Origin of the sequence: Streptomyces chiangmaiensis (genome assembly GCF_036281785.1) — a bacterium.
GTDB lineage: Bacteria > Actinomycetota > Actinomycetes > Streptomycetales > Streptomycetaceae > Streptomyces > Streptomyces chiangmaiensis.
Genome location: NZ_JAYWVC010000073.1, coordinates 1 through 13,464, shown reverse-complemented (window position 1 = coordinate 13,464; position 13,464 = coordinate 1). Strand labels below are relative to the sequence as shown.

14 protein-coding genes are annotated in these 13,464 nt (G+C 69.3%); 6 read left to right on the top strand and 8 right to left on the bottom strand.

What is annotated here, in order from left to right; translation table 11 throughout:
• Entirely contained in the window at positions 1-225 is a 225-nt protein-coding gene (locus VXC91_RS21360) for a hypothetical protein (RefSeq protein WP_329508903.1), read from the bottom strand.
• 520 nt (positions 226-745) lie between these two features.
• On the opposite strand from VXC91_RS21360, the gene VXC91_RS21355 reads away from it, so the two are divergent.
• The 3 genes from VXC91_RS21355 to VXC91_RS21345 all read left to right on the top strand — a co-directional run bounded on the left by VXC91_RS21355 (position 746) and on the right by VXC91_RS21345 (position 3,773).
• Positions 746-1,342 (top strand): toxin-antitoxin system, toxin component, encoded by a 597-nt coding sequence (locus VXC91_RS21355; RefSeq protein ID WP_329508902.1) that lies wholly within the window; start codon positions 746-748, stop codon positions 1,340-1,342.
• Positions 1,343-1,351: 9 nt separating this feature from the next.
• Complete coding sequence (locus VXC91_RS21350; RefSeq protein WP_329508901.1) at positions 1,352-2,515, top strand: MAB_1171c family putative transporter; 1,164 nt, start codon at positions 1,352-1,354, stop codon at positions 2,513-2,515.
• A 64-nt stretch (positions 2,516-2,579) separates the two neighbouring features.
• A complete protein-coding gene (locus tag VXC91_RS21345) occupies positions 2,580-3,773 on the top strand; it encodes a DUF6545 domain-containing protein (protein WP_329508900.1) in 1,194 nt (397 codons plus the stop codon).
• Positions 3,774-3,817: 44 nt separating this feature from the next.
• Here VXC91_RS21345 and VXC91_RS21340 read toward each other — a convergent pair whose 3' ends face one another.
• The 5 genes from VXC91_RS21340 to VXC91_RS21320 form a co-directional block, all read right to left on the bottom strand.
• The gene (locus VXC91_RS21340; RefSeq protein ID WP_329508899.1) at positions 3,818-5,236 is read right to left on the bottom strand and encodes an FAD-dependent oxidoreductase; all 1,419 of its coding nucleotides are present in this window, start codon (positions 5,234-5,236) and stop codon (positions 3,818-3,820) included.
• Between the two features lie 87 nt (positions 5,237-5,323).
• Positions 5,324-6,286 (bottom strand): polyprenyl synthetase family protein, encoded by a 963-nt coding sequence (locus VXC91_RS21335; protein WP_329508898.1) that lies wholly within the window; start codon positions 6,284-6,286, stop codon positions 5,324-5,326.
• Positions 6,287-6,384: 98 nt separating this feature from the next.
• Entirely contained in the window at positions 6,385-7,569 is a 1,185-nt protein-coding gene (locus tag VXC91_RS21330; protein WP_329508897.1) for an MAB_1171c family putative transporter, read from the bottom strand.
• Between the two features lie 20 nt (positions 7,570-7,589).
• Positions 7,590-8,120: a toxin-antitoxin system, toxin component gene (locus tag VXC91_RS21325; RefSeq protein ID WP_329508917.1), complete on the bottom strand. Its 531-nt coding sequence runs from the start codon at positions 8,118-8,120 to the stop codon at positions 7,590-7,592.
• Between the two features lie 32 nt (positions 8,121-8,152).
• The gene (locus tag VXC91_RS21320) at positions 8,153-8,809 is read right to left on the bottom strand and encodes a helix-turn-helix domain-containing protein (RefSeq protein ID WP_329508896.1); all 657 of its coding nucleotides are present in this window, start codon (positions 8,807-8,809) and stop codon (positions 8,153-8,155) included.
• A gap of 221 nt (positions 8,810-9,030) precedes the next feature.
• Between VXC91_RS21320 and VXC91_RS21315 the strand changes: the two genes are divergently transcribed.
• Positions 9,031-9,699, top strand: coding sequence for an MmyB family transcriptional regulator (locus tag VXC91_RS21315; RefSeq protein ID WP_329508895.1), 669 nt, complete (start codon positions 9,031-9,033; stop codon positions 9,697-9,699).
• Between the two features lie 131 nt (positions 9,700-9,830).
• Here VXC91_RS21315 and VXC91_RS21310 read toward each other — a convergent pair whose 3' ends face one another.
• Both VXC91_RS21310 and VXC91_RS21305 read right to left on the bottom strand, forming a co-directional pair.
• Positions 9,831-10,586, bottom strand: coding sequence for a cache domain-containing protein (locus tag VXC91_RS21310; protein WP_329508894.1), 756 nt, complete (start codon positions 10,584-10,586; stop codon positions 9,831-9,833).
• 38 nt (positions 10,587-10,624) lie between these two features.
• Entirely contained in the window at positions 10,625-11,362 is a 738-nt protein-coding gene (locus VXC91_RS21305; RefSeq protein WP_408057437.1) for a FadR/GntR family transcriptional regulator, read from the bottom strand.
• Positions 11,363-11,475: 113 nt separating this feature from the next.
• On the opposite strand from VXC91_RS21305, the gene VXC91_RS21300 reads away from it, so the two are divergent.
• Both VXC91_RS21300 and VXC91_RS21295 read left to right on the top strand, forming a co-directional pair.
• Positions 11,476-12,513, top strand: coding sequence for an ABC transporter ATP-binding protein (locus VXC91_RS21300; RefSeq protein WP_329508892.1), 1,038 nt, complete (start codon positions 11,476-11,478; stop codon positions 12,511-12,513).
• A 41-nt stretch (positions 12,514-12,554) separates the two neighbouring features.
• Positions 12,555-13,464, top strand: a 910-nt coding sequence (locus tag VXC91_RS21295; protein WP_408057436.1) for an extracellular solute-binding protein, incomplete at its 3' end; no start/stop codon positions are given.

Here is a 13,464-nt window from a genome sequence, read left to right as displayed (position 1 = left end):
TCACGGCGGACACCAGTCGCCGAGCAGACGGAAGAACTCCTCCTCGGTGCCCGTGAGGCCCGCCGCGGCGAGCGCCCGGTCTGCCTCGGCCAGGGCAGCGGTCGGGACCAAGGGTGGTCGGTGTGGGTCCGGTGGGCCGTCGAAGGCGGCTCGTACCGTGTGGAGGAGGCGCAGATAGGCCTGCACGGCGGCGCGCTCACGGTCTGTCAGTACGGCGGTCGGCATCGGACGGCTCTCCCCGGGTCGGCCGTGCGACGATCGTCGCGCGGCGGTATCTGCACGGCTCACGCCCCCGGGTGAGCGGACGGTCGTCGCGCGTACCGGGTGGCGCACCTCCAGCTTGCCGTCCACCACTGACAATCCCGTTGCTGTAGCGGGGGTTCGCCCGCTCGGCGGAGGCGCTACCAGGCGCACACGGCGCACCCGCCACCCACGCGCGACCGTGCTGCCGGGTGTCGATCGGGGCCAGGGCGCGAGGAGTTGCCGAGCGAGGGCATGGGCACGATGCTGACCCGGGGCGGCCGTGGCGGTGTGGTGCCGGCTCGGCTCGCAACCGGTCGCCGGGTCTTGCCCTCCTACCGCAGGGGCCCTCACCGGCCTTGTTGGCGCCGATCGGTTGAGGACTGCGCAGAACTGGCTACTGTGTCGTTCTGCACCTTGCAGGGACCGTGCCGGCGGGCCCGCAACCGCCGCGGGTGAGGACCGGGTGGCTTCCGGAGCGACGTCGAAAAGGGGGAGCAGCGACGTGAGGACCAGGCGCGAGAAGAGGATGAAGGAGCTCAGTGCCGCGCTCCTGACCCGCTTGGCGCAGGCCGTGCCACGCGACGACGATGAGATGTTCGCGGAGCTGGGCAGGGTCCTCACCGACCTGCGGGGGCGCCCCGTGGTGCTGAAGCGGACCGCCTTCCCGCCCGGGACCGCGAGCGGCCTGTGGCTGGACCTCGAGGACATGGACGTCATCGCCGTCCGTGACGACACGACCAACAACGAGCATGAGCATGTGATCCTCGGCCACGAGATCTGGCACATGTTCGAAGGGCACTGCGGTGCCCACAGCCCGGCGGGCCGTACTGCCGTGCGGGCGGACGCCGCCCGCACCGGTGTCGTCGACGAAGTCGTGAAGCGGCTCCTCGGCTCCCGGGACGAGAGACTCGACGTCGTTGGTGCGCCTCGGCTCGGCTACGCGGCCCGTACCCGCTTCGACGAGAAGCACGAAGCGGAAGCCGAGATGTTCGGTCTGCGGCTGGGCACCGATCTGCGGATCTTCCGCAGGACTCATTGGCGTGCCGACGTGGGGCAGGTGGCCGCACGTATCGAGGACTCGCTGGGCAGAGGTCTCTGAGGCCGGGACGTGGACGGTTGGTTCTACTACCTGACGGCGCTGATCCTCTGGAGCGGCGTGGCCATCAGGATTCCCCGACTACTGCACCACCGGCGTGACCCCGCGCTGATCTCGCTGTGCGCGGTCGTCCTCGTGGCCGGGGTCTCCTTCACCTTGTCGGCCCCTGCCAGCGTCGCCGCCGTCAACCGTCTGACCGGCGTCCCGAATCTCGCCGCGCCGCTCGTGTACACGGTGGTGACCGCATTCAGCGCCGCCTGTCTCGTCGTGATCGTCTACTGGCGCGGCGGGGACCCGGAACACGTCCGCCGTGTCGTCCGCGGCTGGCTGATCGCCTATGCCGCCGTGATCGTGATGCTGTGGGTGCTCTTCGCGCTGGGCAGCGCACCGGTCGAACGCCGAACCGATCTGGACACCTACTACGCCTGCACCCCGTTCATCGGTGAGATGATCGCTCTGTACCTGGTGGCTCACCTGGTGGCGGCCTTCACCACCACGACGTTGTGCTGGCGGTGGTCCCGGAAGGTGACCGGCTGGACGCACAGGGGCCTTGTCGTCCTCGTGTGGGGCTGGCTGCTCAACGGCATCTTCGGTGTGGTCAAGATGGCCGCGGTCGTGGGCCGTTGGACGGGGCACCGTTGGGACGCCCTGAGCACCGACCTGGCCCCGGTCGCGGCCGCCGTCGCCGCCGCGCTCGTCACGGTCGGATACGCCCTGCCGCTGCTCGGACCGCGCATCGACAGTCTCGTCACCTACGCCCGGCTCGGCCCGCTGTTCAAGCTCCTGGTCGACCCCGCCGACAGGCGCTACTGGGTGCCTCTGTCCTGGAGGTCGAAGGCCGACATCGACCTGCGACTCACCCAGCGGGAGACCGGCATCCGCGACGGCATCACCCGCCTGGGACCCCGGCTCGACGACCGTGTCCGCGCCCAGGCCCGTGACAGGGCGATCTCCGACGGCGCGAGCACCCCGGAAGCCGAGGCCATCGGTGCCGCCGCAATGGTGGTGATCGCCGCGCAGACCGGAAGACCGAAGGCCGTCATCTCTCAAGATCAAGTCCTCACCGCACTCGACGGCAACCTGAGCGACCTGGTCCGCGTCTCCCGAGCCGTCCACACCGGCATCGTCGCCGATGCAGTGCGCGCAGACCGAAGGCCGGAGAACCAGCAGACATGAACGTGTGCTTCGCGACAGCCCTCTTAGTCCTCTGCCCCACTTCGCCGTGCGGGACCGCCGCGCGGTGAAGGACAATCTGGGTTTCTACGTCGCCGGAGGCCTGCTCCTGGTGGCCTGCCTGCTCAAACTTCCTGCCCTCGTCCGAGCCCGGGGCCGGGACCGGCTGCTGTCCTCGATCTGTGCACTGCTCCTGGTCGGAGCGGGCGTCCTGTTCACTTCCGCCCCCCGGACGATCATCCTCGTCAACAGGGCCACGGGCGTGTCGAACTTCTCCGCCCCCCTGGTCTACTGCGCGCTCACAGGCTTCTCCGCGGCCTCCGTCGTGCTCGTCCTCAACTGGCGCGGCGGCCCCGACAAGGAACACACGCGACGGCTGTCACGGCGGATCATCGCCCTGTACCTGCTCGTCTGGATCCTGATCGTCACGCTGTACGTGCTCGGTGACGCCTCGGTGGAGCGCCGTACGGACTTCGATGTGTACTACGCCGGAACGCCCTACATCCGCGAGATGATTTTGCTCTACCTCCTAGCCCACGGCTTGGCCTCTTTCCTGTGCAGCTGTCTGTGCTGGCGGTGGTCCCGCGACGTGCACGGCACCATGCGGATCGGACTGCGGGCCCTGGCAGCGGGCTATTTCATGCACTACGTCGGCTACGATGCGGCCAAACTCGTGGCCATCGCGGCCCGTTGGACAGGCCACCACTGGGACTTCCTGGCCACCGGCGTCGCCCCCAGCATGGGCCAGCCCAGCGCGCTGCTCGTCGCCGTGGGCTTCATCCTGCCGCTCGTCGGGCGCAGCAGCGAGGACGCCATCCGGTACTGGCAACTGGGCCCACTCGCCAAGACCGTCAGCCGTGTCCACGGCGCACCCACGTTCCGGCTGCTGCCGCTGCCCTGGTGGAATCCCAAGTTAAGGCTGCGCCTGACCCAGCGTCAGACCTTCATCTCGGACCGTATCGTCGTCTGTCGCGGAAACTTCGACCGCCGGATATGGAGCGAGGCGCATGCGGCCGCCGTCGCCTGGGGTGCAGGCGACGAGGACGCGGGCGTCATCGCGGAAGCCGCGATGATCGCCGCAGCGGCCGACACGTACGCCATAGCCGACGGCAGGCTCTCAGGCGACCGGGTGGACCCCGGCGGGGAGGGGCCCTCGCCCACGGTCAGCGATCTGGCCCAACTCTCCCGTGCCCTGCGGACCCGCGTCGTCAGGGACATACGCCGTCGTCACCGGCTCGGCTCCGAAGGAGCCGCGACATGACACCCGCCGACTGACGTGGGGCGAGCGGACGGCACACGGTGTGCTCAGTCCTCCCGGCCGGACTGCGCCGCGGCTGCGGCGGCTTTCCGTTCGGCCTCGGTCAGCGGCGGCCCGTCGAGGGGCGGCATCTTGCGACCGAGATACACCATGGCGAGCATGTCCGGCATGAGCAGCCGGGCCGGTGGCGCCTCCATGCTCATCACGTCCAGAAGCACCCGCAGGGCTCGAGGGTTTCGCGAGCCGGCGTCGACGGCCTTGTCCACGAAGGCGGCCAGGATCCTTTCGATTTGGGTGGGAGGCTGTTCAGCGGCGTCCGGGTAGAAGACGTCTTGGCCCACTGCCAGGCCCCAGGCGCCTTCGACAGGGCGTGCCGCGGCCTTCTGGATGCGCCGCGCGGTTCCGGGCGCGCCGAGGCCCCGGCCGGTCAGAACACGGCGCATGGCGATGACGCTCTGCGCGGACGCGCTCAGTCCGTGCCCGTAGACGGGGTTGTATCCGGCCACGGCATCGCCGAGAACGACGAAGCCCTCGGGCCAGCGGGCGGCCTTCTCGTAGTAGCGGCGCTTGTTGGCGGTGCTCCGGGTGGTGACGACATCCGTCTGTGGTTCGGCGCCGGAGAGCAGATCGCCGATGACGGGGTGGGGCAGCGTCCGGGCGAAGGGCAGGAAGGCGTCGTTGTCTGCGGTGGGTTGTCCGCCGCGGGTTCCGGAGAGTGTCACGAGCCAGCGGTCCCCTTCGATGGGGGTGATGATGCCACCCCTGCCGGGCGCCTGCCGCGGGTCGGCCTGGACGTTGACGATGGGGAATCCGCCGGCGGCGGTTCCGGGCGCGCGGTAGATCCGGCTGGCGTAGGCGACGCCGGCGTCGACCTTGCGCTCGAGGACCGGCGGAAGTCCCAGCTCCCGCAACCAGACCGGAGCGCGGCTGGACCGACCGCTCGCATCGACGACCAGATCGGCCGAGAGGGAGCCGGTGGAGTCCGCCGATCGCATGCGGACGCCGGTCACTCGGTGACCGCTGCCCTCCAGAGCGAGCGCCTCGGTCCGGGGCATCAGGGTGATGCGCCGATCCTCCAGCACGCGTGCCCGCACGACGGCGTCGAGAAGGTCTCGGCTGCACAGGAGGTTGACATGGTGGCTGTGCTCGAACCGGCGGAACCACTGACCCGAGGGGGCTTTGGACACCAGATCCGTCATGATCCGGGCCCTCCAGGCGCCACGGGCGACTAGCCGGTCGATGACGCCCGGCAACAGGTCATCGAGGGCTTTAACGCCACCGGACCACAGCACATGGGCATGGCGGGCCTGCGGCAGGCCCTTACGCGGTTGCGGACCGTCGGGAAGCAGATCACGTTCGATGACGGTGACATCGGCGTGTTTCGCAAGCACCGAGGCGGTGAGCATTCCCGTCATACCCCCACCGATGACGACCGCGACGCGGCGAAGGGCGGCTCCGTCAGACATGGTCGGGCACTCTTTCTGTTGCGCGGAGAGGGAACAACAGCCACGGCATCATTGCCGGGCACGGCATGGGGTAAGGGAACGAGCTGCTCACAGGAGCAGCTGTGACGTCTGGTCCACGAGGTGCCGGAGGACGGGCAGGTACGTGTCGTCGCCGCCGAGTTTGTTCAGGATGTGGTGCGCCTCGTCGCGGAACTCGTTGATGTTCTTTGCGTAGCAGGTCAGGACGGAGGGGGCGAGGAGGATGCCGGCGAGCTCCGAACGTGACTCGGCGGACGTTGGTGCCGCGGTGTGCAGTTCCAGGATCTGCATTTTCCGAAGCGGCGGCGCCTCCTCCAGGGCGCACGCCAGAAGGTAGGTCGCCGTACCGTTCGACTGGTCTTCGTTCCGGCCGGAGGTGATGTCCTCCTGGTCGTTGAAAAGCTGCCAGAGAACACCGAACACATAGCAGAACTCCCGCCAGAGGCCTGTCCGTTCACCTCCCGCCCCTGACAACAGGGCGGCTATGGCCGTGATCACGTCGAAGGGGGCTCTGGACTTACCCCGGTACGCGGTGACGACCGAGCTTCGGGTCGCGTGCTCCACGCTTGAGCGCATGTTGCCCAGTTGCCCCTCGGCGACCGCTGTCCCGCAGTCAAGGATCTCGGTTGTCAGGGCGCCACGGATCGGGTGCGGGATACGTGGGGAGTGGACGGCCCTGAGAGGCAGCACATGCCCGGTGACGACAGCTGCCAGCAATGCCTTGTCGACGCCGAGCCCGGCGGGCAGGCCGATGCTGTGCCCATCGGCCAGGTCGTCCAGGAAGCAGGCCGATGTCCACCACAGCACATGTACCGCCGACAGTGGCAGGGCCGGGGCAGGGGAACCGGTCTCGGCGCCGTGCACCAGCAGGGGAAGCACCGACAGCGGATACTTCATCGGTTGGTGCCGCAGGAGTCCACGGACCGCATGGCGGACGGAATCCGACGAGCCGCCCGGGAGCGTGAGAGTGGCCTCTAACTCCGCCTCGATGTGCGCGGAGAACGCGCGGTGCAGATCCAGGTAAGTGTTCACGCGCCACCCCCATAACGCCTGCGGTCGGAACGTCTTCCACCTCTCGGGCGAGAGGGTCGTCGCGGCGGCGACGACGACCGGGTGGTTCGCACGTCTCCTCATCGAAGCGGTCCACCGCCTTGCCCCCGTACCGCCGCGACGACCGATGATCGACGGAGGGCCATGGACATCCGCACAAGGTCCCGGGGGCTCTCGGGTGCCGCGGCGGAGGCGGGGTTCACCTCCGTTGCGCTGATGACCCGGCCCTCCGGGTCGGCGGCCTTGGCCCGCACGGCCGCCGTCACCATTGCCGCGTCGGCCTCCGCCCGAGCGTGGACGGCGTCCGAACCGGCTGCCACGGCCGCGTCGTACGTGCGTGCGTGCACCTTGGAGTCAAAATAGGGATACAGCCTGAGCATCCCGTCGTGAATGTCGGACTCTCGCTGCGTGACCTGCAGTTGAGCTGACGACCACCAGGAGATGCGCACCTCACCGCCGACGTGCGCGGACACCGGTCTCAGTTCCCGCCACAGAGGTCCGAGCCGGCGATAGGTCGCCCAGGTGGTCCAACTGTCCCCGACGCGCCGCCCGGCCAGCGGGAGACAGAAGCCGACGGCGCACACCTGCGCTCCCACGGAGGCCAGCACAGGTGCGGCATAGGTGCTGAGGTCGTCGAGGTTCCCGCCGTTCCAGCGTGCGACGACGGCCGTGAACTTTGTCGCGAGATAGGCCAGGTTGAACAGATAGCCGATTACGATGATCAGCAGCCCGGCGCGCAGCAAGCCGCGCACCTGGAGGGCCCAGCGCCAGCACATGAGACTCATCGCGAAGGCGGCGACGGTCATCGCGGCGAGATAGAGCACGATCATCTCGCGGATGAACGGGGTACCGGCGTAGTAGGTGTCGAAGTCCCGGAGCCTCTCCACTGGAGCGGCACCCAACGCGAACAGGAGGCCCAGGGCGACGATGACCACGGCGTAACCGGTGATGATGCGGCGGTTGATACGACGGGTCACCGTGGGCGGCCCACCGCGCCAGTTGACGATGAGGACGAGGCTGGCGGCGCTGAATGCGTCCAGCAGGCAGTACACCAGGGGAGCCGAGACGTTGGTGAGGCCCGTGAGGTCGTTGACCTTCTCGATGGTTGGCGGCGCGGCGAAGAAGAACACCAGCCCGGCCAGCGCGAGCAGTGCGCACACCGACCGCAGCAGTGGGTCGCGCCAGGAGCGGACGAGCGTGGGCGCCTTGACGGTGAGCGCCACTTCCATCGCGGCGGCTGGTATGTAGTAGCTGGACCCGTCCATGGTGTCGGCGACTTCGCCCCTCAGCCCTGCGGTCCGCGATAGCCCAGCGAGGCCTCGATCCGTCCCGCGAGGCCGTCGCGCTGGACGGGGCCGCGCAGGGATGAACCGGCGAGCCATGTCCGGCACTTGCTGGCCAGCAGCAGCCCGAAGCTCTCGGCCTCCTTCTCGTCGGCGAGGTCGAAGTGTGTACGGGCAGCGACCTTGTGGACGGTCGCCTGCAGATCGGCGGTGTCGCTCAGCAGTCGCGTCGCGACCACGGCGCCCTCGACATGGTGGCCGTGGTGCCCGGCGTTCATGTGCCACAGCTCGTGGCCGAGGATCACCAGCTGGTGGTCGGGGGCGGTGCGCTCCTCGACGACGACGAGGTCCTGGTCGGCCATGTCGAGCCAGAGCCCGCTGGCCGTGCCGGGCGGAAAGGCGGCGGTGCGGAACTGGACGGGACGGCCGCGGCGTCTGCTCATGCCGTCGCACAGCGCGGCGTAGAGGTCGGCGGGCTCCGCCGGCGCCGGGAGCGAGAGCTCCGTGACCAACTCGCCGCACAGTCGGCGCATTTCCCTTCCGATGCCCACGGTTCTCCCCCGGATCAGGACTCGGGCCGCTTGACGCTCTCCAGGAGCATGTCCAGCCACTCGGCGACCTTGTCACGGTGCTGGTCGGTGGGCAGCTGGGCCGCCCGCCAGGCGATGCCGCGGACGCCATGGTCCTGCAGCAGTTGCTCCAGCGGGTCCTTGGCGGCGCCGGCCGCCTCACGCTCGCGGTCGGCCAGTTGCTGGAGGAGCTCCTGCTCGCAGCGCTGCAGGGCGTTGGCGAGCGCCTCCGGGTCCTCGGCCGTGAGGAACCCGGCGTGCACCTTGAAGAATCGCTGAATGGCGTCGCAGTGCTCCATGGTGGGGCGCCGGTCGCCGTTGATGAGGGCACCCGCCTGCTGGCGCGACATACCCGCGCCGTCGGCGATCTCCTGCTGGGTGTACTTGCGTCCGTTGGGCTTGAGCCGGGTACGGCGCAGCAGGTCCAGGCGCTGCAGGAAGCGTGCCTGAAGATCCGGCTCCCCGGCGGGCACGCCGCCCAGCAGGGCCTTCACCACCGGCTCGGGTACGCCGGATTCGACCGACAGTCGTGGGACGTCGAAGACCGCCGCGTGCGGCACGCCCAGCCGGTCGGCGAGGGCGGTGACACGGACGACGACGGCCGGCAGCAGACCCGTCGCCGTGGCGCCCGGAACCTCGAAGCCATCCGTCACCGACAGGTCTCCCACGTCTCTCTCACGTCGTTGTCATGGTCGTCCGGAACCATCCGGAGGTTAGCCGCTTTCTCGAACTCACATCCAGGTCTCGCCACAATTGTGGCGAGATTCGGCCGTCAACAAGCGCCAAATGCCACGATAGTTGACACGGATGGACCCGGGGCATCAGGATCGGGGCGCCGTGCGAAGGCCGCAAGGGCAAGAGGGGTGACCTCCCGATGGCATATCAGGCAGGAGGGCAGCGGTCGCAGCCGCGGCCCGTCCCCGAGAGTTCGCGAGCACGGGCGTATCTGCAGGACTATGCCACGCTCCTGGAAGCGGTCCCCTTCCCGTCCGTCGTCTTCGACCACCGCTGGGACGTCGTTCTCACCAACAGCGCGTTCGAGAGGCTCTTCCGCTCGGTGGCACCGCATCCGACGGCCATGCCGGGCGACAACTTCTTGCGTTTCGTACTGTTTCACCCGGACGCGGCCACGATCCTCGGTGAGCACGAGTCGAGTTGGTGTCTGCCGATGCTGGCGCACTTCGCCGCGGCGGTGGAGCGGCACGGCCACGACCACCAACTGCAGTCCATCCGCCGTGAGATCGCCCAGGATCCGATCATGGAGGCCGCCTACCGGCACGGACTGCCGCACTGGATCCGCGCGGTGGGGCCGGAGGCCGTGGAGCACGACGGTGCGGTGCGGCCGCTGCTGCATCCCGACCCCCGCTGGGGCTCCGACTGCCGGGTGGTGGGGGAGACCCCCAAAACCCTACAGGACATGGGGTATTCGCGGCTGACACTGGTGCTGCGCGAGGCGCGACGCCCGGTGTCTTCTGCCCGTGTGCCACGCCGTGCCGGGTGCACCGGGGGCCACCTCAGCGTGGTGCCTTCCGGGCGGGGCTGAATTCCCGGGGCCCGGTTCGCCGGGCACGTGGGCACATTCGCCGCCCCTCCGCGGAGCCCCGGCTCCGTCGGCGTTCAGGTCGCCGACGGCGCCGGGGTTCGTCCTCGTCGTGTGCCGACGACGGTGCTCGCTCAGCGACCCACGACGAGCACGAGCGGAACACCGTCGCACGGAACCAGCCGCAGGCCCCGCCAGCTGTCGGGGCGTCCCCGCTCCAGCACGGCCGTGAAGTCCGGGCCCTTGGTGAGTGAACCGGCCAGATGCGCGGTGTCGGCCGACGCGGCCACCCGCCCGCGCGCATTGACCAGATGGGCGGGCTCCGGCAGGCGGCGCAACAGCGGCAGCACGGCCGCCTCGAAATGGCGCAGGTACACGTCGGCGGCGGCCACCCCCGCGAACCGTCCCGCCATGCACACGGGCGCCGACAGGGTGAGGCTGTACTCGTCCGAGCAGAGGTAGTCCACGTACGGGCCCGCCACCGCCCGCCGCCCGGTGTCCCGGGGCAGCGCGAACCAGTCCCAGTGCGTGTAGTCGGAGTACGCCGAGTGTGCCGGGTCCAGGTCGAGAAGGAGCGGCCGTACGTCGCCGTCCGCCCCGGTCTGCCACCATTCCAGCCACGCCGGTACATCGCTCAGCAGACCCGGTGCGGCCACGAACCCCACGCCGGACACCAACTCCTGCCGGGCGAGGCGTGCATGGAGCCCAGGGCGCAGTCCCGCCAGATCCACGGTCGCAGGCCGCCGCCCCTGCCCGGCCACCCGTGCGAGCAGCGCCGTGGTGTCGGCGCCGGTCTGCGCGACGGCGTCGAAGACCGTCTCCAGAGCGGAGCCTATCCGCGCGGTCACGTCCACTTCGGGCGGGGCGACCAGACCGGGGCTCCTGCGCATCGGCGTCCTCCCGCGCACATGGACCGGATACCGGCGCGTTACAGGGTGAGGCGCAGCGCGATGAGCCGTGCCGTCGATTCCTGGACGCACCGCTCGGCCAGCTCCCTGGCCGAATCGTGGGCCCCATCCTGCACGGCGGAGATTACGGAGCGATGACGGTCCGCCACCTCTTCGCGATAGGTGTCGTCGCCGAGGACGAGGCACAGCAGTGCCCCGACCTCCGTCTGCAGCGCCACCTGCTCGCGGGTGAGCCGGGCGGACTGTGCGGCGGCGGCCAGCTCCACATGGAACCGGCCGTACAACCGGCTGCGTGCCGCGGCATCCTCGGCCGTGGCGAACTCGTCCAGAGTACGCCGCAGTTGCTGGAGGTCGTCCGGCTCGGTGCGCTGAGCCGCGAGCCGGGCGGCGGCGCCGGAGACGGCCGCCCAGTGGTCCCCCAGGTCCCGCAGCTCCTCCGTGCCCCAGCCGGCCAGCCGTGCCCGGATCCGCTCCTCGGCTGGGTCGGCGGGCAGCGAGACGAAGCTGCCGCCCCCGCGTCCGCGCCGGGTGGTGACCAAGCCCTGCTGTCGCAGCGCCATGAGCGCCTCCCGCAGGGTCACGGTGGACACACCGAGCTGGCCCGCCAGCTCGCTCTCGCCGGGCAGCTGTTCCCCGTCGGCGAGCAGGCCGAGCTCGATGGCGTCGCCGAGCCGGCGGACGACCGTCTCGACGCGCGCCCTGGTGTCCACCGGAGTGAACACGGCTTTCCGGGCTCCGTCACCTCTGTTGTGCTTCACGGTCACCACCTTGTGCGTTGACTCAATCTTTACCTTAAGGGGGGCTTGAGCTTTGAACTATGACTTCATATCTTTGCACTCAACGTAAGAGTGCACCAGAAAGGTTCCCGTCCATGGAGGGAAGCGCGATCCGGCTGCGAGGGCTCCGGAAGGAGTTCGGTGACACCGTCGCCGTGACCGGGGTGGACCTGGAGATATCCGACGGGGAGTTCTTCTCGATGCTCGGCCCGTCCGGCTCCGGCAAGACCACCGTCCTGCGCATGATCGCGGGCTTCGAGAGCCCCACCTCCGGGACGGTCGAACTCGCGGGGCAGGAGGTCACCGGACTCGCGCCGTTCGAGCGTGACGTGCACACCGTCTTCCAGGACTACGCGCTCTTCCCGCACATGACCGTGGAGCAGAACGTCGCCTACGGCCTGAAGGTGCGCAAGGTGCCCAAGGCGGAGCGGCTCCAGCGGGCCCGTGAGGCCCTCGCCGACGTGCGCCTCGAAGGGTTCGGCAAGCGGCGGCCCGGTCAGCTCTCCGGCGGCCAGCGGCAGCGGGTCGCACTCGCCCGCGCCCTCGTCGGCCGCCCCCGTCTGCTGCTGCTCGACGAGCCGCTCGGCGCGCTCGACCTGAAGTTGCGCGAGCAGATGCAGGTCGAACTCAAGGCGCTCCAGCGCGAGGTCGGGATCACCTTCGTGTTCGTCACCCACGATCAGGAGGAGGCCCTGACGATGAGCGACCGCATCGCCGTCTTCAACCAGGGCCGCATCGAGCAGGTCGGCGCCCCCGCCGAGATCTACGAGCGCCCCGCGACCGCGTTCGTCGCCTCTTTCGTGGGTACCTCGAACCTGCTCCAGGGCGAGGCGGCCGAACGGGTCACCGGCACGGCCGGCACCTACAGCATCAGGCCCGAGAAGATCCGGGTCCTCAAGGAGTCCGCCATCGCGGACGAGCCGGAGCACTCCACCGCCACCGGCACCGTCGCCGAAGTGGTCTACGTCGGAGACGTCACCCGTTTCCTCGTGGACCTCGACGCGGGAGGCCGCCTCACGGCGCTCCAGCAGAACCTGGAGACCTCCTCCGAGGACGTCGCGGCCTACCGGGGCGCCCGAGTGCGCCTCCAGTGGCACAGCCGCCACGCCGTGCAGGTTCCCGCCGACCGCTGACCCGCTCCACGCCACCCCCACCGTCACGTATGGAGAACGTCGTGCGTCTCACTCCCACCCTCAAGGCCGTGGCCGCCGCCGCGGTGCTGATCGCGGCCACCGCCTGCGGCTCGTCCGACTCCGGCGGCTCCTCCTCGTCCACGGGTCTCAACCCGCCGGACATGAAGGCGCAGTCCAAGCTCGGCAAGACCGAGGGGCAGGTCAACCTGATCGCCTGGGCCGGCTATGTCGAGGACGGCTCCAACGACCCCAAGGTCGACTGGGTCAGTGATTTCGAGAAGCAGACGGGCTGTCAGGTTCACTCCAAGGTCGCCGCCAGCTCCGACGAGATGGTCAAGCTGATGAAGACCGGCGAGTACGACGCCGTCTCCGCCTCCGGAGACGCCTCTCTGCGGCTGATCGCCTCCGGTGACGCAGCCCCGGTGAACACCGACCTCGTGCCGAACTACAAGGACGTCTTCGGTGACCTGAAGCTGCAGGCCTGGAACTCCGTGGACGGCAAGGCGTACGGCATCCCGCACGGCCGCGGCGCCAACCTGCTCATGTACAACACCGACAAGGTCAAGCCCGCGCCGACCTCCTGGTCCGCCGTCTTCGACGACGCGGCGACCTATAAGGGCCACGTCACCGCGTACGACTCGCCGATCTACATCGCCGACGCGGCGCTGTATCTCAAGGCCACCAAGCCCGAGTTGAAGATCAAGGACCCCTACGCGCTCGACCAGAAGCAGTTCGACGCGGCGGTCGATCTGCTGAAGAAGCAGAACGCGAACGTCGGCGAGTACTGGAGCGACTACCTCAAGGAGATCTCCGCCTTCAAGAGCGGCGACTCCGTGATCGGCACCACCTGGCAGGTCATCGCCAACCTCACGCAGGGCGAGGGCGCCAAGGTCAAGGCGTTCGTGCCCAAGGAGGGGGCGACGGGCTGGTCGGACACCTGGATGCTCTCCG